This window comes from Nostoc sp. ATCC 53789 (genome assembly GCF_009873495.1).
GTDB lineage: Bacteria > Cyanobacteriota > Cyanobacteriia > Cyanobacteriales > Nostocaceae > Nostoc > Nostoc muscorum_A.
In genome coordinates, this window is the sequence record NZ_CP046706.1 from 169,365 (window position 1) to 191,546 (window position 22,182).

The 22,182-nt window shown below is 39.8% G+C and carries 16 protein-coding genes and 2 pseudogenes; 7 read left to right on the forward strand and 11 right to left on the reverse strand.

All coding sequences use genetic code 11. The features are described from left to right. Window positions 1–229: 229 nt before the first annotated feature. Entirely contained in the window at window positions 230–1,735 is a 1,506-nt protein-coding gene (locus GJB62_RS34150) for an NACHT domain-containing protein (protein WP_114083962.1), read from the reverse strand. 550 nt (window positions 1,736–2,285) lie between these two features. On the opposite strand from GJB62_RS34150, the gene GJB62_RS34155 reads away from it, so the two are divergent. Continuing rightward, entirely contained in the window at window positions 2,286–4,262 is a 1,977-nt protein-coding gene (locus GJB62_RS34155; RefSeq protein WP_181852900.1) for a tetratricopeptide repeat protein, read from the forward strand. A 63-nt stretch (window positions 4,263–4,325) separates the two neighbouring features. Further along, on the forward strand, window positions 4,326–5,378 hold the full coding sequence (locus GJB62_RS34160) for a hypothetical protein (protein ID WP_114083963.1): 1,053 nt from the start codon (window positions 4,326–4,328) through the stop codon (window positions 5,376–5,378). On the opposite strand, the gene GJB62_RS34165 is transcribed toward GJB62_RS34160, so the two are convergent. From GJB62_RS34165 to GJB62_RS37240, 6 genes are all read right to left on the reverse strand, one after another. Next, the gene (locus tag GJB62_RS34165) at window positions 5,339–7,852 is read right to left on the reverse strand and encodes a CHAT domain-containing protein (protein WP_114083964.1); all 2,514 of its coding nucleotides are present in this window, start codon (window positions 7,850–7,852) and stop codon (window positions 5,339–5,341) included. The two genes, GJB62_RS34160 and GJB62_RS34165, sit on opposite strands and share 40 nt — an antisense overlap. A gap of 38 nt (window positions 7,853–7,890) precedes the next feature. Next, the gene (locus GJB62_RS34170) at window positions 7,891–10,338 is read right to left on the reverse strand and encodes a filamentous hemagglutinin N-terminal domain-containing protein (protein ID WP_147262546.1); all 2,448 of its coding nucleotides are present in this window, start codon (window positions 10,336–10,338) and stop codon (window positions 7,891–7,893) included. A 268-nt stretch (window positions 10,339–10,606) separates the two neighbouring features. After that, window positions 10,607–11,074: a GNAT family N-acetyltransferase gene (locus GJB62_RS34175; RefSeq protein ID WP_114083966.1), complete on the reverse strand. Its 468-nt coding sequence runs from the start codon at window positions 11,072–11,074 to the stop codon at window positions 10,607–10,609. A gap of 736 nt (window positions 11,075–11,810) precedes the next feature. Next, window positions 11,811–12,326: a thioredoxin family protein gene (locus GJB62_RS34180; protein ID WP_114083967.1), complete on the reverse strand. Its 516-nt coding sequence runs from the start codon at window positions 12,324–12,326 to the stop codon at window positions 11,811–11,813. A 96-nt stretch (window positions 12,327–12,422) separates the two neighbouring features. Next, window positions 12,423–13,154, reverse strand: coding sequence for a hypothetical protein (locus GJB62_RS37825; RefSeq protein WP_245246317.1), 732 nt, complete (start codon window positions 13,152–13,154; stop codon window positions 12,423–12,425). Beyond that, window positions 13,147–13,386, reverse strand: coding sequence for a hypothetical protein (locus tag GJB62_RS37240; protein ID WP_114083968.1), 240 nt, complete (start codon window positions 13,384–13,386; stop codon window positions 13,147–13,149). Before GJB62_RS37240 ends, GJB62_RS37825 begins: the two co-directional genes overlap by 8 nt. A 51-nt stretch (window positions 13,387–13,437) precedes the next feature. On the opposite strand from GJB62_RS37240, the gene GJB62_RS34190 reads away from it, so the two are divergent. The 5 genes and pseudogenes from GJB62_RS34190 to GJB62_RS34210 all read left to right on the forward strand — a co-directional run bounded on the left by GJB62_RS34190 (window position 13,438) and on the right by GJB62_RS34210 (window position 18,014). After that, window positions 13,438–14,379, forward strand: a complete 942-nt coding sequence (locus GJB62_RS34190) for a hypothetical protein (RefSeq protein WP_114083969.1) — start codon at window positions 13,438–13,440, stop codon at window positions 14,377–14,379. Window positions 14,380–15,113: 734 nt separating this feature from the next. After that, complete coding sequence (locus GJB62_RS34195; RefSeq protein ID WP_242060717.1) at window positions 15,114–16,403, forward strand: transposase; 1,290 nt, start codon at window positions 15,114–15,116, stop codon at window positions 16,401–16,403. Between the two features lie 219 nt (window positions 16,404–16,622). Continuing rightward, complete coding sequence (locus GJB62_RS34200; RefSeq protein WP_147262601.1) at window positions 16,623–16,805, forward strand: hypothetical protein; 183 nt, start codon at window positions 16,623–16,625, stop codon at window positions 16,803–16,805. A 504-nt stretch (window positions 16,806–17,309) separates the two neighbouring features. After that, window positions 17,310–17,539, forward strand: a pseudogene (locus GJB62_RS37830) (ISNCY family transposase); the annotation flags it as partial. Between the two features lie 163 nt (window positions 17,540–17,702). Continuing rightward, window positions 17,703–18,014, forward strand: a complete 312-nt coding sequence (locus GJB62_RS34210) for a hypothetical protein (protein ID WP_114085960.1) — start codon at window positions 17,703–17,705, stop codon at window positions 18,012–18,014. Window positions 18,015–18,705: 691 nt separating this feature from the next. Here GJB62_RS34210 and GJB62_RS34215 read toward each other — a convergent pair. From GJB62_RS34215 to GJB62_RS34230, 4 genes and pseudogenes are all read right to left on the reverse strand, one after another. After that, window positions 18,706–20,181, reverse strand: a complete 1,476-nt coding sequence (locus GJB62_RS34215) for an NAD(P)/FAD-dependent oxidoreductase (RefSeq protein ID WP_114085963.1) — start codon at window positions 20,179–20,181, stop codon at window positions 18,706–18,708. 138 nt (window positions 20,182–20,319) lie between these two features. Continuing rightward, window positions 20,320–20,613: pseudogene (locus GJB62_RS37835) on the reverse strand (DDE-type integrase/transposase/recombinase); the annotation flags it as partial. A 210-nt stretch (window positions 20,614–20,823) separates the two neighbouring features. Further along, on the reverse strand, window positions 20,824–21,165 hold the full coding sequence (panD, locus tag GJB62_RS34225; RefSeq protein ID WP_114085962.1) for an aspartate 1-decarboxylase: 342 nt from the start codon (window positions 21,163–21,165) through the stop codon (window positions 20,824–20,826). 11 nt (window positions 21,166–21,176) lie between these two features. Then, window positions 21,177–22,061 carry a TauD/TfdA family dioxygenase gene (locus GJB62_RS34230; RefSeq protein ID WP_114085957.1) on the reverse strand — a complete coding sequence of 295 codons (885 nt, stop codon included), beginning with the start codon at window positions 22,059–22,061 and terminating at the stop codon, window positions 21,177–21,179. Between the last annotated feature and the right edge of the window lie 121 nt (window positions 22,062–22,182).

Below are 22,182 nucleotides of genomic sequence, written 5' to 3' on the forward strand. Positions count from 1 at the left end.
ATCTCCCTCCATTTCTTGTTCGTTTTAATCTTACAGAACTTCTGGTCATCTGGTATCTGGCGTTGTTTTGATTTTTACTTGCGGCCTCCATATTTGCTAAAGATTGCTTTAGGGGTAATCGAGGGTTGGTAGCACCTCTGTGTAGGGTGTGATTACCCTGGCTCAAGCAGTACCAGTCATGACTTTTGCCTCTGGTTTAAGCTTGCGCTCGAAATTTATTTGTATATTCTTATGATGCCAACGCTAAATTGGATGAAGCGTTGGATGTGTATACCAATCCTTGTGGATCTGTTTTAATATACTTCTTCACCACTGGTTCTAAATTAAAGCTGATTTCTTCTGTAATAGGATCTTTGATAGTTTCAATTAATGAGTGTTTTTCAAGTACCTCTAATGCCTTAATTAGCTCAAATTTTGAAACTGGCGTTTGCTGTTCACGATTCATGTCATTTAATAATTTATCAAAGCCAACGTATTGTGAATTTAAAGTTACTTCCTCTGTTAAATAAATCATAATTCGCTTCTGAGTTTTGCTCAATAATTGACTAAATACATGATTAAGCATTTCTTGAAACTGGTCACTAACTAATGTAGTTGGGTTTTCAAAAAACTTTTCAGTGCTACCTCCAAAAAAGTGATGAATCCGATTAACTACTGCTTTTAATTCGGAAGGATTACCTCTATAAGTTTTAATTAAATCATTGCATTTTTCTTGATCTATTAATCCTTTGCTAGATAAAAGCTGTAACGCAGCGTCTGCCTCTAACCCTTCAATTCTAAGAAAATCGATAGGTAATTCAGCTGCTATTAAACTCTCAATCTCATCAGGAAAAACTCGGCTAGTTATTATTACGCAGCTTTGACACAGCTCCTCTGTTAAGCGACGAAAAAATAATCCATAGTCTCGTCGATACTGAAAGTTACTTGTTTGAAATAAAGCTTCAGATGCATCCAATACGAGCAAGCAGCGACGTGATTGCAACTGCTTGATCAATATCGAAATCATAGACTGTGTATGCTCAGGCAAGCTTGAAGATATTTCTGTAGGTTCGATTAACTCTATCAAATCACCTACTAAGTCTTGAACTAATGGTGCGTGGGCCACCGATTTCCAGATTAAACAATCAAATCTAGGCTGAGACTCCAAACTAAGTTCTTCTAATAGTTTTGCTGCTAATGCGCTTTTGCCAATTCCTGCTGCCCCTACTAGCAATATGGATCTCTGCTTAATCGCTAACTCTTTTAAATGTATTAGTTCTTGTACACGACCATAGAAACTGGAAACATCAGGTGATTTAGTACCAATCACTTGTATCCGATTCTTAGCAGGGTATGTTTGTTGTTCATGTATGGCATCTTGAAACTGATACTTTTTTGTTACTCGCTCTAAAAAATACCGCAAGCTTTGTTTTTCAACTCGTTCGCCATCTCCAATCGTTGTTGAAAGCATATTCCACAGGGGAGAGGCTACTCGTCGTTGCAAGTAGTTAAGACTATAAGTCGAATTGCTTGCTACATCCTTATACTCCTTTCCATCCCAAGCTGCTTTAATAACAAGAATCTCAGGCGGAGACAAGCGTTTGCGCCTTTCGGTTAACACTAAGTTGTCTACTACAGCCAAGGCATCTTCAAAAGTTACATCTGCTGAAAATCTTTGCCCTAAAACTTTCTGTTCTTTCACAAGAACAGAGGAAGCGTTAGTAGACTTAAGTCTTGATTCAGCACTAAAATCCATATCTTTATAATTTTTGTTAGTGTATTTATCTATGAGGATTTTTTATTGTAGATTAGAGCTAGCTCAAGTAAAAAGTATACTGCACCTCTAAAAATATACTGCACTTTTATGATACTTGAGCGTTGTTCATAATTGTTTACATTACACATTTATCATAATATTTTCTAATAAAACCACTTAGACCTTCAAATAGGTCAGCAACCCTTAGTTTCTTGCCGAGGTCTTTAGCTCGGATTTATCACTCGTTTTCTCAAACCCTTAAATAACGTAAATTCAGGCGTTTCACACTGGATCAAAATTTTTAGCTGTCAGAAATGACTGAAAGATATTTTGGGTAGAGGTTACGATGAATCTGATGCCTGCGGTAAGCGTAGCCATTGTGGGACTTGTGAGAAATGTGGGTTTAGGCAACTAATATTTAAGTTTTAGCTGATCAGACTACTAAATACTACATAAAGCTGACGATTATGAATACACATGTACAAAATAAATATTTACTAGGTAAGTCTTCATGTTTTAAACCCGGAGGAGGAAGGCGCGAGGAAGTTTTGTGAGTTACTGTATCAATCCCCTATGCTCTCACCGTCAAAATCCAGGCAACGTTGAAAAGTGTGTATCATGTGGTACTTCACTACTGATTAATAACCGTATCCGTCTAGTCAAACCATTAAAAGCGCTTACTGATAATCCATACAACTACTTTGATGTTTTTGAAGTAGATGACACTGGTACTAAGTGGCATCCAGTTCGTGAACAACGAGTCATGAAAGTTCTAAAATGGAATACACCTAAGCTTGTAGAGTTAATTGAGCGGGAATCTCTCACGTTACAACTAATTCGACACCCAAAAATTCCTCGCAGTACTTTAGATGACTATTTTACTTTTGTTCCAAACAATAGTCTTCTAACATTACATTGCTTAGTTATGGATAAATTTGATGGACAAAACTTGGAGGAATGGATAGAATTTAATGGGAAAATTTCACAATCTCTAGCGTTAGAATGGCTTAAGCAGTTAGTTGAAATTCTTGATACAGTACACCGCTCTAATTTTTTTCATCGAGATATCAAACCTTCTAATATAGTTCTTCAGATAAATGGTCAACTGGCATTAGTTGATTTTGGTACTGCACGGCGAGTAACTGACACCTACCTAGCAAAAGTTAGTGGAAGTGGGGGAACTAGTGCAGGCAGGGGAGGAGTATATGAAATTACAGCTGTTGTCACACCTCGTTATACCCCTTTAGAGCAGATAAATGGACAAGCAGTACCTCAATCAGATTTTTATGCTTTAGGGCGAACCCTTGTACATTTAGTTAGTGGTATGTCACTAATGCGTCTGCCAACAGATAAGAGTACAGGAAATTTAATTTGGCGAGACAAGGCTTCACAGATAGACAGACCTTTCGCTGATTTTATAGAAGATTTAATGGCTCCCTTGCCAGGGCAACGCCCGCAAACTACAGGAGTAATTTTGCAGCGTTTGGAGCGTTTACCATTTAAATCAAAACTTAACCGACTAATTAAATCGAGGTTATTTAGAGTTGGTGTAGGCGTATTCGGGTTTTTAAGCATCGCTACTTTGATATATGCGTCCCTACCTTTAGTAGCAAATTATTATCTAAATGAAGGTAAAAAAGCTCAACAACAAAATAGGTTTGAGGAAGCAAAAAGTTATTTTCAAAAAGCAGTTAATTTGAATAATAAGTTAAATCTTATAGTAGCAACCTCTTTTTTTGAGCAAGGTGAAAAATCACATAAAGAAAATCGTATTATAGATGCTGGAAAAGACTTTGAAGCAGCAGTCAAATACAATCCTAATTTAACTTATTCAATCTCTAAGTTCTACTTTGAGCAGGCTGATCGGCGCGGAATAGCTCCTGAAATTGCTAAAAAATACTATGTACTCGCTATCAAATTTAATCCTAAAGATGTAGTCATTTACAATAACTTGGCTTTAGTATGTCAAGACTTAGGTGATGACAAGTGCGTTAACGATAGTTATGAAACCCTGTTTAAATTAAAACCTAATGCTTGGGAAGGGCATTACGGATTGGGAAGTTTTTACGATGATCGAGGCGAATACACATTAGCAGAAATCCAATATAAATTGGCTATACAAAATAGCAACAAAGATGCACAACCCCTTAATAATCTATCAAGATTAAAGAATATAACTGGGGATTATAATGCAGCAGTTGGTTTAGCTCTAGAAGGCTTAAAAAAAACTAAAGATCCTGAAAGACAAGCTACTTTGTACAAGAATTTAGGGTGGGCGAAATTAGGGCAAAAGAAATATGGCGAAGCGAAGGAATATTTAGAAAAGGCGATTAAATTAGACTCCAAAAGAACAGATGCTTACTGCCTGCTAGCACAAGTACATGAAGTTTTGGGTGAAATTAATCATGCCAGGATATCCTGGGAAGTCTGCTTGGTTGCTGAGTCTAACCAGTTAGAGGTTCAGAAATGGAGAAAACAAGTATTAAAGCGGTTGTTGGGAGATATTGTGCCGGAATCTTCACCATAGGCTTTTTTTTGTTCCCTAATCCCGTTATGCTACTAACTTAAAGATAACCAGACAATATTTTCAATGCCCAATCTAGCCACACCGGACTCAACAAACGAAGTAGGGAAAAAAGTCTCTAGAGTTCCATTGGTAACAATTGCATCAATAATGCTTCTATCAAACTCTGGCGGCGTATTGGCTCAACCCCAACTAGTAGCAAAGCGTGTCTGCATTAATGAAGTTGGTCGAATTATCAGCTCAGGCGATCGCTATCTAGCAGTCGGAAGTGAGATTTGTCTAGGAGATAAGATTAACCCAGCTAATGGAAGTACGGTTAAGGCTGTGTGCTATTCGAGTCGCCAGGTTTTAGAATTTCAGCAAGGTGCTGTTTTCGGTGTCTCAGGTATATGTACGCCACAACAGGTTCAAGCAGAACGACGGCAATGTACACCTCTAAATCGGAATGCCTGTCCGAAGATGAAAGGGCCAAGTGAAGATCAAGATTCACTAAAGCTGATTACTCCCTACGGAAATATACTTTTAAATACCCGACCGACAATTTCTTGGCATCCTGTTAAGAATGCTACCAGCTATACAGTAGAGATCACTAGTTACGAATTTCACTGGGAAGCAGAAGTAAAAGATACTATACTGCCCTATCCAAAAAAACGAAAAGAATTGGAGTACAGTGCTGCGTATACAATTACAGTAACTGCAAATAAAGGTAACTCTCCTATTAATTCTCCTGGAAAGTTAGTAGTCCATGTATTGCCTGAAAGTGATGTTAAACAGGTTTTAGAGGAGGTGGATGTAATTAACAAATTAGGCTTATCTGCCGACGAAGCTGCTTTTCTCGATCTAGATATTATATATATGTCAAAAGGGTTTTTAAATGAAACAATTAATTCATTAAAAGCAAGAGTGGCAGCAGGTAGTAAAAATCCGACTCTGTTTAGAGTACTAGGAGATCGTTATTTGGACGCATGGTTACTAGATGAAGCTTTTCGTGAATATAAAATGGCAGAGTGGTTGGCGAAAAGTAGTGGCAACTCTAATGAATTAGCTCAGGTGCAGTCACGGCTAAAATTGATGAAATCTCAAAGCCAACCACCGATGAGGAGGAAACCTGCCCAATAGTAAGGGTGGGAGTAATCTGGATTTGATAACAAACTTAATTGTGCAAGACTTAGTGCCTCTGTTTTAGTTTTACCATCTTTCAACTCCTTGTAAAATTCTTTCATGAGCATAGCGGTAGATTTATCATCTACGCGCCATAAAGTTGCGACAGTACTCCTTGCTCCTCCTTGGGCTGCGATCCCAGCGATTCCTAATGCCGAGCGCTTATTTCCCTTAGCTGTCTCACAACCACTCAAAACCAATAACTCAATTGCATCTTCATTGATTTGATTTTTTTGTTTGAGTAAACTGTCAAACTCTAATAAGTTGATTGGCTTGTCCCAGCTAAAAAACATTGTCAGTTGAGGAACCGAATTAAATTGAGCATGAGTTGTTAAGTGAATAATCGGAAAAGTCTCTCTACTTACTTCTTTTATAAAACGCTTATAAGTGAATTCTTCATTGAGTAACGAGAGTGAAGAATTGGTTTGCTCTTTGACGTTTGCTATTTCTTCTACCACAGATGGCAGTTCTGTCAGGTATGAAGGAGCATTTGCGGCTTTGAAGCTGGGACTAGATTTAGAGAGTCCAGCAATTAAAGCTCTTAATTGTTTTCTAAGTAAAAGTTTGGGCTGCCGAACTTTAGAACCCAAAGTCTCAGCAATGTTGTAGTGCTTCAGTAAATAATCTTTTCCATCATGAAGCAAGCCCATAGGTAAACTTTGGAAAGATGTATCTAAAGTAAACACTAATGTTCCATCTTGGGGCAAATATTTCTTTATAGGTGCAATAAGCAAATTATAAAGTGCTTGAGAATAATCAAGAATAACCTGGATTTTAGTATTAGCAAAATTCTGATCCTGTAAAGTTTGTAAAAGATGATCTGCATGAAATTTCACTAACTTTGGAGCAACAGAGTGGTGGTGAACGGATTTGTCAGGTGACTGAACAACCACCTCTATACTATTGCCTAAATCAATAATGTGAATTACTGAAGGAATGCTATCTAAATTTTTCAAATCATTCAAAGCCACAAGATTTAGCTTGCCACATTGAAGATAATTTTCCAACTTTGCTATTTGCAGTCTTTCATTAGTCTGAATTATGCGCTCCAAATTAGGATTATAATCTGTTAGGAGCAATCGCATATAGTCACGATACAAAGGCTCCACTTTTTCTTTGAATGAGAACTGTAAATCTGTATTATTTGACAAAAGATTGTTGCGAACTTGAGTCACGTTTTCAATTGCGGCACTATAAGCTTGGAGAGCCTCTTTATATTTTCCCTGCTCCTTGTACAAAATTCCTAATTCATGCTGCCATTGATAGGCAAGATCCCATGCTTGAACTGATTGAGCCAATCCCAAAGCCTGTTCAAAATATGGTTGTGACCGCTCTAGTTTTAACTTTCCTAAAGTGCCAAAACTCTCTGACTGTAATCTCTGACTATTAGTGCTTTTAGCCTTTTCTAAAGCAGATTCAGCATATTCAATAGCTAGGGAATGGAACTGTTCTCCTGGAATTTTATTTAGACTTTTAGCGAAATTCAGCTTGGCATAAACAGAATAGCTGGTTGGTAGTTGAGAAAAGACTGAATTATTTTCCAACAGTAAAGCTACAGATGGCTGTATCTGTTGAGTGATCCTAGTACGAAGGGAGGCTAATTTTGTATTACTTGAATTGGTCTCTACTACCAACCACTGCTCAAAGTCTACCAGTAAGCTCAAGCGGTGTAATTGAGCTTGCAATTTTATTTCCTTTGGAGCATTTGAGGTACTAATCACTTGTTGATAAATATCGAGAGACTCAAGTACCGGTTGTTGAATGAAAGTGACAAATTGTTTCTGGGAAATGGGTTCTTCTATTTCAGAATATTGATTCCGTGCTTGTTTGTAAATATCCTGTTTAGTAATACCTAATGAAAGCAGAATGCCACTAGTATCAATAGAAGGGATAAACTTAGCAGCAGATAATATTTCTGACAAAACTTTTTTTGATTCATCAAGCTTGCCTAACCGACGCAAGACTTCTCCTAAGTTGTGCAATCCGAGCAAATTTAGGGGTGAAGTAGTTTGCTTATTGATGACTGCCGTCAGCAGTTTTTCCATATATTCAGTAGGTTGCTGTGGCGTATTGGCGCAAAGAGAAGTATTTGCATTTAACTTCAAAGCTGACAAAAGCGTATTACATGCACGAGGATACAAACCTAAAGTTTGCAGAGCAATATTTTCATTGATTAAGCTTTTGGTAAGTAACTTTTGATCGTTTAGTTGACGGTAAATTATTGTGGCTTTTTGCCAAGTTTCAAGGGCTGATGCTGCCTGACCTTGATTCAATTGATCGTAACCTTTTTGAGTCAACAATTGTGCCTGCTTTTGTTGTTGTGTTGCTTTATTTACCTCCTGAGCTAATATAAAGGATGGTTGGGTAATAACTATGAATAAGCCGAGAATGACTAACAATAAATACTTGAACCAATACCGATATTTAAGCATTTTCGCTCCATTACCAGTCTTGCTTATACAAAAAACTTTTAACGACACGCCAAGGCAGATAATGAGCTATTAGGGGTTGCTGTATTGTTTTGTGCAGTTAAGACGACATTCCCATCAAGATTTATTATCCAACCCTGAGCTTCTATTATCTGTATAGGTTCTTCAGTTTGTGATGCCTTCGATGCCTCTAAGTTATTATTATTGTGGATTGAAACAGAGTTATTTTGCTGTTCATAATTCATATATGGCATATCATCAGAATTAGCTGGCAGTCCACCGGTGCCAACATTCACAAATTTACTGATTGGTATATCTGAATTTTTTTGACAAACTGATGCTATTTGAGGAGCTACTGGAATCGATTCTGATTTGAGTTTAGTAGGATAAATTTCACCACCAGTATTGTTAATGCTAACAGTGCCGTTAATTCCGTATTTAGAACTTGCAGAAATTTGACTGTCACGAGCAATAAAAAGTCCTCTAGTATTAATTAGTACATTTCCTCCATACCCATAGAAAGCATTGGCAGCAATACTGCTCTTCCCCCAAGCACTTAATATATCTGCATTGATGTTTATATTACCGCCATTGCCTCTACTACCTGCGGTCGTCGTTACAACACTGTAATTACTTAGCTGCAAATACCGTGTATTCACGAAAATATTACCGCCTTCGCCGTTAGCAGTAGTTGCTGTAATGGCACTTTGTTTGTTTAAAGAAACAGAAACAGCATTGATTCTGAGTGTTCCAGCATCGTTAGAACCGTCATTTCTCACGTTAACTTCAGCACCGTCTGTAACACTCAACTGACCAGTATTAATCGTCACGTTTCCAGATTTTCCAGAAGGCACTGAAGGGAGTCTGTATAACTTTTGCAAGATTGGAGAGACGATATTAGCACTGGAGATCACCAAACTAGGCTCTCCAAAACCAAGTATCTTACCACTTACCTCTACAGATTTAAAGGCGTTAATCGTAACACTACCGCCCTCCCCACTTGCTAAAGTAGAAGCGTCAACCCTCCCGCCATCTTGAACCATCAACTTTGATGTACTGATTGTTAGGCTGCCAGCTTTGCCAGCATTGAGCGATATGGAAGATAAAATACTTGGCTGAAAGGTTATTGGTGAAGCTCCTATTATTTCTATAGAGTCAGTTGCACTTACAGTGACATCTCCTCCTCTACCAGTTCCAAAGGTTGAAGAGGACAAGTTACCTCCATCCGTGGCAACGAATTGTCCTGTTGACACTGTAATATTGTTTGCGTTTCCAGAATTGAAAGTTGCAGTGCTGATAGTACTAAAAACAGCAGGGTCAAAAGGCGAAACCCCAAGCAATTGTATAGAATCAGAGGCATTCACATTTATATTGCCACTTGTTGCAGCACCAAAGGTTAAATTATTTATTTGTCCTCCATTTTTAATAATTACCTGTTTGGTTGAAATTGCAATGTCTCCAGCTTTGCCAAATCCCAAAGTTTCGCTCCGCAAACCACCAGCTGTCCTAGCAATTGGATCGCTACCACTCACTGACAAAGACTCCGAAGCATTCACGTTTAGTGTGCCTCCTGGTAGTGTTCCTTGATTTTGATTTAAGATTACTGAGCCATCTGTAAGCGTAACTCTGCGTCCCTCTATCTGTATAGATCCACTGCCAATGCCACTAGTATTAACTAAAGCGCGTTTTGAGAGGTTAATATCTTGGAAATAAGGTACATTTTCATAGCCCAGTTTCCAACCAGAGGTCGTAGGATTAATACTGACTGAACCATTGCTGAGGCTACCCAATTCAATTCGCCCTCCCCTAGCCGTTATCACACCTCCCTCTAAAATTACATCACCACCAACAATTGCTACAGTTCTTTCTGGTTGCACTTGTAAATTTGCGGCGCTACTACTTGTGATTAGAGGAGAAAAAGGAGGGCCAATTAGATTGTGACCTGTACCTTGGATGCGAATTGTACCGGGGTTGCTATCAATTTGCAGTCCTATAGGCACACTTACTGTCAGTAAAGGATTAGGTTGGGGATTGTTTGTACTAAATTTAGTATCATCAGCAAAATTAATTTGATTTGCAGTAGTAGCTAGAAATGAACCACCAATATTTAGTTTGGCATTATTACCAAAAATAATGCCATTGGGATTGAGCAGAAACAAATTAGCCGTGCCATTGGCTTTGAGAATGCCATCGATATTAGAAATAGACTTCCCAGTAATACGAGTAATAATGTTTTGGATATTTATATCGTTGTTAAAGTAAGCTTCATTTCCAGTAAGCACGGAAAATTGTTCAAAACTGTGGAACAAGTTGCTCCCTTTTATAGTGCCACCTTCTATGCGGTTAGTATTACCTTCATGTTCAACATTGGAATTAATAGGTAGTGTTTTATCTGGTATAATCTGTGCGCTAACTGGCACTGACATGAGTAGTAAATAAGATATAACGCCGCTTTTAAAACCCGATAACGGAACAGTATATAGTTTCAAAAGACCTCTTTTATATTAAAAATAAGGTTTGGATACTTGTAGGTTAAAACTTGTAAACTCAGCCAGTTTATCTAAATGGCGCACAAGAGTATAGCAGTATTGTGCAACTTAAATATTCCTAATTGAAAGAGTACAATACAGCGATAAAGGTTACAGCACTTCCGGCAGCTATGAGGTACATTCTCAAATCTGAAAGCTTTGATAGGAGAGGGCAAGGAGAAAAACTGTATTGCATAATAGCAGGAAGCGCTGTAATGTTAATAAGCGCTCAGTTGGGATATTCATACTTCATAAACAGCACAAAAGCTTTCGTTAACCTCTTTCGTAATTGGGATAGTCCAAACTTTGGCTTGAGGGATGGTGGTAAATCTTTAAAATTAACGGATACAAAGCCTCTTTTAATGTAAAAATTCACCAATTGATATTTTAAGCATTTTAAATAAAGCGGTTGACTAGCTTGAGTAATTAAATGCTGTATCAAAACAGTCCCTAAACCACGGTTTCGCCAAGTCGGTGCAACAAATAAACTGCCTAGCTCTTGTGCTAAGTGAAAGTTTCGGATCTGCCCGAAGGCTACTAAATGTCCATCACATTCAATGACCCAAAATTGCTGCCATCTTAATTGACTGGGGTCTAGCCTTGCTCTAAACACAAAAAATACTATTAACCACATATCAAAAGGCTTGGCCTTACGAAGAACATACTCAGGTGGCAACGAAAAATTACACTGTATCATTTATCAAACCATAATTGGACAATCGCAATGTACCTTGAATGGTTGAGTTTTTACCAAAATTATGGATTTTGTCAACTTTTTGTGAGTGCTTTAGATGCACCGACACTGCAAAAGAGCTACTTTTGTTTGATCCTTGAGCGCACCAATATTTCATTACTAAATTACTTTGATATTTTTAAGCACAACCAGCTTACCAACTAAGTCTGCATGGCGCTTGTTAAGTATTCAAGCGTTAGTATAGGTGTTGAAGTTAGCAAAATCCGGTATCTGTAGGTTGCAATCGCGGATACTGCCTTTGCTTGTAAGCTTTAGTTTGGCAATGTTTGGAATGCCAGGAATGTATTTTTTGTAACTCATAGAAATTAGGGAAACTCAGCTAAATCACGAACACACAGGAAACACAACAGACAATTGTTCTTCATTGAAAGCAGTTGCTTGTACTATTATTGACAGCGTTGTTAACTACTGACAAAAATAGTTATTTGCGACAAAACCTTCTTTTGTCAGAATTGCTAATTTCGGACTACCTTAGCAAGGGAAAATCATGATTTTCATCTTGAACTTAAGCTGCCAACATTTATTAGCTTGATATTAGATGTTTAATATCTTAGGAAATTTTGATAAACAGGAAAGCTTATGACTGTCAGTTGCGAGAACGGTAAATTTTTAAACATATTTGCTCAACTTTCTCAACCACCAAATACTTTGCCTTCAGCTTAAAAAGCAAATATACTTCTTATTCGCTTTGGATATAACGAAAGTTCATATCCCCCTTGTAGCCAGAAGCTTTCGCAAGATCCTTAAAGTTTTGCACGCCGGTATACTGATGTCCATTGATAACCCAAGTTGGTACACCTGGGACTTTCGCCGCATTGCACAAGTCTGGGTGGGGATTGATACCTCTCTTATCGCACTCAACTTTAATACTGTCGTTGATTATTTGGTAGGCTTGCTTCCCAAAGATTAACTTTTGTTCGTGACAGTGAGGACACCACCAAGAAACATATTCTTTTGCCCCGATATACACCAAATGCTTCGCCAAGGCTAGTTCTGCCTTCCCTGAAGTGGTAGTGATTTCCCAACCGACTCCGGTCTGAGGTCGTTCTTTGGGCAGGAAGAAAATAATCGATGGGGACTTTTGGTTGTCTGTTTGTTGAGCAATATCTGTCAGTAGTGCAGAGCCAGAACTCGTACCAACACAAATAATGGAGAGCGTTAACAGTGCAAATAAAAAAGGGTGTTTGATAGCCATATTAAATATATACTTTGATTGAATAGTTGTCGAAGCTAACAATTGTATGTTTAAGATTGTAGTATTTTGTATAACTGATAATACGAAGCCAAGATATTATTCTTCATCTTCATCTTCATCTTCGTCATAATCGAAATTATCATCACCATGTTCTTCATACCACTTTCTTTCTTCCTCCAAAGCGATTTCTCTCTCGATGATTTTTCTTTCTAGAATTTCACTTTCTAGAATTTCACTTTCAAGCTTTTCTCTTTCAAATCTTTCTCTTTCTATTCTTTCTCTTCTCTGCCTTTCTTTCTCTTCTCTTTCTCTCTCAAGTTGAATTAATCGCTGCTCCACTCTCTCACAGTAAAAATCCAAGGCTTTACCAGTGGCTGCTCCGGTAATTGCACCACCAGCCAAAAATATTATTACAGTTTTCCAGCCTTGAATGGGATTACCGCTCCACTCCAAACTACCCTCATTGAGCCACACTAGTAGGAAGTAAACGAGAATTCCAATAACAGTATTGATCGGTGCAAAAACTCTCGGTGTCATCTGGGTTTGACGAAGTATCAGCCATTGCGCCAGGGTGAGAATCACACCAAAGATTGCCGCAGCAATTCCTGAGAGAATCAGATTACCTGGGAAACTAAACGGATCTACTGTAAATCTAATGATTAGCGTGATAATAATCGGGGCAGAGAGCAAAAAGCTCAGAAGTAAGCTAGCGCTAATCGCAAGAAACCAGTAGCGACCGAGATAACCCAGGCGAAATTCTAACAACGACTCTTGTACTCCAAACAAAGTCATCCAAAATGCAATACTCGCGGTCAAATAATCAAGCATTAGCCGTTGTTTTACCCGTGTGTTGAAGAGGGTATTTTCTAGAATACGCCCAAACAGTATTTTGTTGTTGTGGTGGCTCTGGTGTGGTGTTTTTTTTTTTGATAATTGCTCTATGAGATTTTTCAATGAGTTTTATATTTGGTAGTGCTTTAAGGCTGCAAAATATAAAAAGCAACGAAAAACCCCATCCTTCATACAGGTTGGGGGGATAGATAAAAAACATATATTCCATGATGACACAATTCAATATTTGTTCGACTGCTGTCAGCCTAGAGGTGGGGCAATGAACAAACCACCATCCAGACGCAAGAAAATTACCCCTGCGACATCTGAGGAACCAAAGCTAGCAACTGACCCTGCTCAGGAAAATACTTCTTTGCACGAAAATCCAGGGGGAGCAACTATCACGGTGACGGCTGTTGAAGTAACAGATTTGACCCAGGAAGAACAAAGCTTACGCCTGCATTTAGAACACCGTGTGGAGAGAGCATTTTTGGAGGCGGGTCAAGCGTTGATGGAGTTGCGGGACAGACGGCTGTACCGTTCCACGCACCGGACTTTTGAAGAATACTGCCGCGAACGCTTCAATTATAGTCGTGACGCGGCTTACTTGAAGATTTCGGCTACTGTGGTTTATGAGAATCTTCAAAAGTTTTTGCCGACCATTGGTCGGCAAATTCCAATGCCGACCAACGAACGACAATTGCGTTTTTTGGCGAAAGCCGAGTTGGAACCGGCTGTGCAAGCGGATGTATGGCGGCAGGCAGTGGAGCAAGCTGGCAATAAGATTCCATCCGGTCGCATAGTGAAAGATGTTGTAGATAGGATACGCGAAAGGACGAAAGTACCCAATCCTTACCACGTTGGGGAGATATGCGTTCTTCTACCCAAAGATAATGCAGACTTGAGAGGTAAAGCGGGTTATTGGGGCGTGGTCAGCCATGTTGGAGAATACAGTTGTACACTCCAGATATGGGACGGTGACTATACCGTAAAAATCGAACACCTGAAATCACTGGAATTACTTGATGAAGATTGCCAATTCATGCAGCAGTTATGTGTGAGGTTACGGCAGTTGCATCAAGTGGACAGGCGTGACGAGGCTGTGGATTGGCTGTTGCAGTGGTTGGGGAAACAGGCCAAACCTTATCTGTCATCCTTGCAGTCAAAGCTGCTGGCGTTTGTTGAGAGAGAGTACAACCTGGTTTGGAAGCAGCAGAAGTGATGAGATAGCTAGTAAACAATAGGTTAATCCAACAAATACACAATGCAACAATTAACTCATTGCATGAAAGCGGTAAGCGATCGCGGAGGGTCTGGTAGAGTTGCCATGCTGGAAGGCTTATCGGTTCAAGAAGAAATCTGAGTAGGTCATGGGGAGTGTCCTTTTATAGCCGCCATAACCGGACAGTTACCATTTTTCCCTCATGACATAGCACTAAATCTTACCAGCACTTCAAATTAAAGGTAAAGCAGTGCTAGTCATCAGTCACGATGATAAATATTTCCATTTAGCATCTCGCATTGTAAGGCTGGATTACGGACATCTTAAGTATGAGTCATGAAAATTATGTATTCCAAACCCGACAACTTACTGCATCCACTGTACCCAATCAGGCGCAGATGTCATCAATTGACTAAACTTATCAGTGTAAGTATCGTCAAACTCTAGCATCACTCCCCATCGCTCATCACTCGTGAATCGGAAAATTGGAACTGAAGCCGATGCAGAGGAACATAACCGCCACAAAGCTGAAGTAAGCGCAGCAGATGATTAGCTCTACGATCCAGCCCTCTCAATATTGACAAATAGTACACTATGTGAGTTTTCTAAGAAGGTAAGACTAAAACTGCACTTAAGCGCTTATGTTATCTCCCCTATTTGATGCTTTTGTAGAGGCAAGCCCCGTCAGTGTAATGATGCGAGTCCTAATGGAAAACATTTTTAATTCCTCGCGAATGAATCAAATATTTGATACATCAAGCGTTCGCCAATACTCTCAAGAGCTACTGTTTTCGACTCAGGTGGATTTGATGAGTCTAGTAGTGTGTGGGATGTATCCCTCGGTTCATGCAGCCTATCAGAAGAAGGCAGTGGAGGTAAGTGTCAGCGCCACAGCGTTATACAACAAACTGCAACGGATTGAACTGCCTGTAAGTCGGGCATTAGTGCATGAGACAGCATCTGACCTCCAGCAGTTGCTGTTGATGTTGAATGTGGAACGCCCCAGTCCTCTAGGAAAACAATATCGGTTGCGGATTGTAGATGGCAGTTGTTTAGCCGGAACCGAACGCAGACTAGCAGCGCTGCGCCCCCATGCAGCCAAACCATTACCCGGAAAAACAATCGCCATTCTCGACCCAGGGACAAAACTGGTGGTTGATGTGATTCCTTGTGAAGACGGTCATTCCCAAGAACGCTCCAAGTTTCATCAGGTTTTGGCACAAGTGCAACCCCAACAGGTATGGATTGCAGACCGTAACTTTTGTACCGCAGGATTTCTCCATACTATTGCCAAACTTGGAGCGTTTTTTGTGATTCGTCAACACGGGGGTTTAGGATACGAGCCTTTTGGTGAGTTACAAGCTGTTGGGTTGTGCCAAACAGGAACTGTGTTTGAACAACAGGTGGAAATTGTCCATGAGGGAGGGACTTTTCGGTGTCGCCGTATCGTAGTTAAGTTGACTCGTCCCACCCGTGACCAAGAGTGGGAAATTGCCATTTTTACCAACTTACCACCCACTGACGCAGACGGCATTCTGGTGGCACAACTCTATCAAGGGCGGTGGAGTGTGGAAACTTTATTCCAAACTGTGACCCAAAACTTTCATGGAGAAATTGAAACCCTAGCTTATCCTAAAGCTGCCTTATTCTCCTACTGCATGGCACTGTCAGCCTACAACCTTTTAGCGACACTTAAAGCAGTTCTTGGCAGTGTACATGGGGTAGACAAAATCGATATTGGGCTATCCGATTTTTACCTAGTAGATGATATCCATTCCATCTATCGGGGCATGATGATTGCTATTCCTCCGGTTCATTGGCAATTCTTTGAGGAGTTTACCAACATTCAGATGGTAGACGTTCTCCAGCATCTAGCAACCAAAGTACATCTCAAATCTTTTCGCAAACACCCCAGAAGTCCCAAAAAGAAACGACCACCACTCTCTGTTGATGGCAAACATTCCCACTGTTCCACTACTCGAAAGCTCAAGCAATACAAAGCAGCTCTTGATGCTATCCCGTGAAGCAATTTCATAAAATATGTTATTTGTCAATATTGAGAGGGCTGGCTCTACGATCCTAACGTGGCAAAACTTACTAGAGAAGAGTAAAAATCCTGTAATCTTGACCTTGTAGCGAAATAATGGTGCGAAAACTTGGCATGAAATTGTCTAAAACCAGAGGCAACATCGTTTGAAGTACTCGATTGTGTTCAAAAAAAATGCCCTTCGTGCGGTCAAGCAATGTGGAATGAATACAATAATCCTCGACATATAAGAACGTTAAACGGGGTAGTAGAACTACAACTAAAAATTCGTCGATGTCAAAATAATTCATGTCTGCGGTACAAAAAAGCATATCGACCAGAGCAAGAAGGGTCACTCGCTCTACCACAAAACGAATTTGGTTTGGATGTGATTTTATAAGGAGCATTACGCTACCAGGAACATAGAAGTGTTCCCCAAATACACGCTCACCTCGAATTAAAAGGTATATGTATAAGTCAACGAACGGTCACGCACCTAATTGACAGATATGACGAGTTACTTTCTTTATGGCTAAAAGACCATAAAAGGTTAAAAGCAATAGTGGCTAATCAAGGACGGGTTATATTAGCGATCGATGGAATGCAGCCAGAAATTGGACATGAGGTATTATGTATGCTTTGAATCATAATGTGAGAAAAATTTTGATCCATAAATTAGAAAAAAGTTAACGAAAATTCAGGCTTTCGTGCTAATCAAAAATTAAAACTTTGAATCAAATTATGAGTGAGAGTTGAAATTCTGAATCATAACTAGAGAATGAGTTGAAAAAACACAATTGGACAAAACTTGCACAAAAAATCCCTGACAAAATTTCTCTAACTTAAACTTTCAATTCAGAATATGGTTCAAATACCAATGTTATGGTTCAAAACTTTTACACAAGCTGTTAGGGTAGCATTACTTAGTATTGCTCATGGTTTATGTCATTATCATTACCTGAAGGAAGCAATTAAACCCATATATGAGGCGGATCGACATGCAAAAAAGGAATAAAAAAAAAGGTTAGAGGATTACGAGACATTGAATGTAGTGTTGTCAATGAAGATCAGAAAATGGCGACTATTATTGAAGATTATTGCTCGGCAGTACGTAGTTCTATAACCAATGATGGTCAAACCAATTCGCAATTGACAATTCGCAATTCGCAGTTGAATTCAAAGTTAGCTCTGAACCCACCCCTGAATTGAGTCTACTGATTTAGAGAATCAGAGTTAGCTCTGAGACCCATTAATTAACAATTCAACAATTAAGTAATTTCTTGTCTTTAATTGCGAATTGCGAATTGACAATTGTTTCGGTCATCCACCGTTAGAGGCATCTGGATTAAAGTTACAAGAAAATTTGACGTTGATAGAACAAAGCTTAGAACGGATGGAAAAAAAGTGCTTTACCACCACCTTTAGTCAACCTAAAATACTGATAGCCAAGGGATTATCTGCGACTGTATCTTTATTTTCACTTGTTAGGGTTGCATATCAGTGGGTTGATAAAGCTAGTTATATTCTCAACAATAAAATAGCTTTTGATGCTGCTGGAGTCAAACAAAGTTATCAACAACTGTTAACAGAAATGTCCCAACAAAAATAGAAAGCTGGTACACTGAATACCGCAATCGATAACTTTATAAAAACCACCCATAACTACTGGTCTAGACTTTTTCATTGTTACGAAATTGAAGATTTTTCCAGAACTAATAATGACTTAGAACATGCTTTTGGTATGTTACGTCATCATCAACGTCGTTGTACTGGTCGTAAGGTTGCTCCCTCATCCCTCGTTATTCGTGGCTCTGTCAAACTTGCCTGTGCGTAGGCGTAGCCCGTCGTAGACATCGCTACTAAGCTTCACTCTTTTACCGCATCTGATTTAGCACAAGTTGATATTCATACTTGGCTCGAATTACGATCTCAACTGCAAAAACACCACAAAGCCAGAATTGAACAATATCGATTTCTCAGAGACCCCAAGGGTTACTTGGCTAATTTAGAGAGTCGTCTTCTCTAGTAAGTTTTACCATACTAGGTTTTTCTTGTTCTCAAATCCTGTTGCCATGACTCGGATCTTGCAGCTAGATGGTAAGAATTATACCCTAGCTCGCATAGTGCCACTTTCAACCCGACGTTGCAGTTCAGGTAAGTCCGCTTGTCAATAGGGTTTGAGACGCGCTAACCCTGGGGTATGAAGACTTAAACGATCATGAACAATTACGTCATGACAAGATGTTCGTCTTGGCGAGCAGCATCGCATAAATTTTTACCATTTTTAGTATTTCCAGGCTCTAAGTGTGGAGCAAAGAGTTTCTTTGGAGAGGGATTACCTGTACCAATCCTAATTTTGGCTGAGTTGTAACATATAGACCATCAACTGCCCCAACTGCCGATAGTATGGAAAATCCCTCGACTGCATTGAAAAACTGGGCATTTGTCTTCATTACCTCGTTACCTTTTTCCCTTTCGATTGCCAACGCCTGCTTGTCTTGCCTAATGCTGTGGCTTGACTGAATCCGCTGAGACATCTCTGCCATAACAAAATCGGCAATCCCCTCCTTAGCGTCCTCCAAGTCCTCGACGCCGGACACCAGATTCAAGAATGCTAGCTTTAGGTTAGAACTGCCGAAGTCACGGCGACTAAGCCGTTGTGCCTCCCAGAAATAGGAATCCTTGCCACGGTTTTGATCGTAGAAGGCTGATACGAACACTAAGAAACGCAAATAAGCCTGCCGATAGCTCTGATCGTAGAAAGAAGCAGCTTGTGACTCAGTCACCTCGCCACGTATAACACTTGTGATACTGGCTGCGGCTAACAAAGCGCTATAAGTAGCAAGATGCACCCCACTCGATAGTAGGGGGTCTAGGAAGCAAGCAGCGTCTCCCGATATGAAGTAGGCTGGTCCTGAAAAGGAGTCGGAAGTGTAAGAGTAATCTTGCTCAACTTTCACGTCTGAGACTAGCTCCCCTAGTGCAACCAGATCCGCTATCAAGGGACACTCTGCAATCGCCTCCACGTAGATATCCTTCAAGTTCTTAGTCAGTCTCTCCTTGTAGGTTGACTTATGCATCACTACACCAACGCTCATAATTTCCTCATCCAAAGGAATTCCCCACACCCAACCATCTGGAATGGAGCCCAAGGCAATCGCACCCGACTGACCTTTAGGTAGTCTCAAGGCGTTTTTCCAGTACCCCCAGATGCCAACATTCTGGAATACGTCGTGTAGACGGCGGTTTTTCAGATACTCCGTCGCCATGATCCCAGCACGACCTGAAGCGTCAATCATAAAGTCAAAAGAAATCTCCCCGGTAGTATCATTTGATTGTGACCAAGTAGCGCTGCGCGGGCGATCGCCATCAAAAGACAACTGGCGAATTTTAGTCCCTTCAAAAACCTTCACACCCTGGCTCTTTGAATGCTCTAAAAGCAAGTGGTCGAATTCGTCACGGCGAACTTGGAAGCTGTAGGTGTTGTCCCCCGTAAGTTCCCCAAAATTGAGGCTCCACTTTTCCGTTCCCCATTCTATGTACGCTCCAGGTTTACGCTGAAAGCCATAAGCTTCAATTTTCTCGCGTACGCCAAGCAGGTCAAAAATTTCTAAAGCAGAGGGCAAAAGAGATTCCCCAACGTGGTAACGCGGGAATACCTCTCGTTCTAACAGCGTTACATCAAAGCCCTCACGAGCCAATAGGGTAGCAGCAGTAGATCCAGAAGGTCCCCCTCCGATAATTAGAATCTGTGTGGAATTAGGCAGTGTAGACATTGCAGGTTTCTTCTCCAAAAGATACAGTATTTTCGCAACAATGGCGGTTGTGTCGCCTAGGGACAAACAATCTGTCTTACTCGTGTGGCATTAAGCGACAACTCCAAAGATTTCTTTGATAAACTTGGCTTGAGCTACACTGTTCCCCGGCCGATAAAGATACTTCCACTCCCCTTTAACTTGGATGTAAGTTTCGTCTACCCGCCATGAATCATTCGTCTGCTTCAAATAAATGAGGACGAATCCGAAATCCAGTTCCAAGCCGCATTTCAACACCCATCAATTCAGGGTGGAATGATCCACGTCTATGCCTCGCTCCTACATCATCTCCTCCAAGTCCCAATAGAACAACGAGCGGCAGTACCAACGCACATTAAGCAGGATGATTTCTGGCAAAAGGTGACGCCATTTGAACAGGGAGCGAGTGGAAATGGAAAGCTAAGAGCCTGTCAAGAAACAACTTTTACAATTTATTATCTAGAAAGCTTACTGAGAAAGCATTTCTAGCTCAAAAGAGGCAAGGTTGTTACATGACAAGCTCTAAGCATTAACGACAAGGATTTCCTACCCTGCACTATCTCACTCAGCTTTTTGCGACACAACCTTTAAAAGCACACTTTTAAAATGCGATGGGCTTACGCCTTACAGGTACTTGAGAAACTTGTTGTTTTCATCCACGATAATTTTTTTCGGTTCCTTGATTTCGTCAGTTACCTCGAATGCTAGCAATGTGATAAGGTCTCCTGAATTGACTAGGTGGGCGGAGCCACCGTTCATACAGATTACCCCGGAATTTTCCTCACCTTCTAGGACATAGGTTTCTAGACGATTACCATTAGTGTTGTCCACCACCATAACCTTTTCACCCGGTAGTATGTCTGCCTTTTCCATCAGAACTTTGTCTACTGTAATACTTCCGATGTAGTTAACGTTGGCTTCCGTCACCGTCGCTCTGTGAATTTTCGACTTCAACATAATACGCATCGTTTCTTTCCTCATGTGGCTTTAAATTTCAATTGAGTTGACTGAGAAATATCTGAGCCTATATCTATTTGAGATGGCTGATACTTTTTAGCAAATAAACTCAAGTTTTTTGGGGCTATAGAAATACCAAACTTTAAATTTATAATATCAGATTGTCCATCAAACCAAAGTCGATTTAGTAGCCTATACTCTTGTTTGGAAAATGCAGTTCTTCCATGCAAAACTCTAGTATTATCTACAATAATTATTTGGTTTTGTGCAAGTTTAAAAATTACTTGATTGTCAGGATTATTTACAAAGTTTTCAAATGATTTAAATGCCGCAAAACTTTTCGATTCAACCGAAACATGAGCTGCATTATCTGCTCTAAACCTTACAATAAGCCCAGCATGATGTTCTTCAAAAATAGGTTTAGTTGCTTTTTTATTATCTCTTTTGACTGTAATCGCATCAGGATTAAACAAAGTTAACAATCCAACTGGGTTTGTCCGCTTTAGATGTTCATATACCAGCTTGCCATCAATAAGCTTGGTGAACCCGCCATTTGCAGCAGCAATCTGGCACTGCATTGCCATTACTTTTGGTGGAGTAATTGTGAACGCTCCATCCGTATGTAACGATAAATCTGTAGTTGTAGTATTTACATATTCTGGATAACTATCAACAGGACTGATGGGAACAATTCCCTGTGAATCAGAATGTTCGTGCTGAATAATTGTTCCAAAATAATCAGACAATTTTAATAAGTTATTCTTAGGTGTTGCTGAAGGTTCGTGTTCTAGTATTACGAATCCAAACTCATTAAATTTATTTGCCATCTCAGCTTCTTTAGAAACTGGCATTTCTAATACACTTTTCACTCTAATTATTAGATTTTCAATTTTTATTGAATACATTTTTAATTTTCTCCTGGATGTCACTGCTCTGCTACAACTAGCTTAATTTTTTTAGAATTCTCATGTTTACAATAAATACGTTTTCAAAAAAAATACTATAAGTCTTGCTGATATAGGTTGT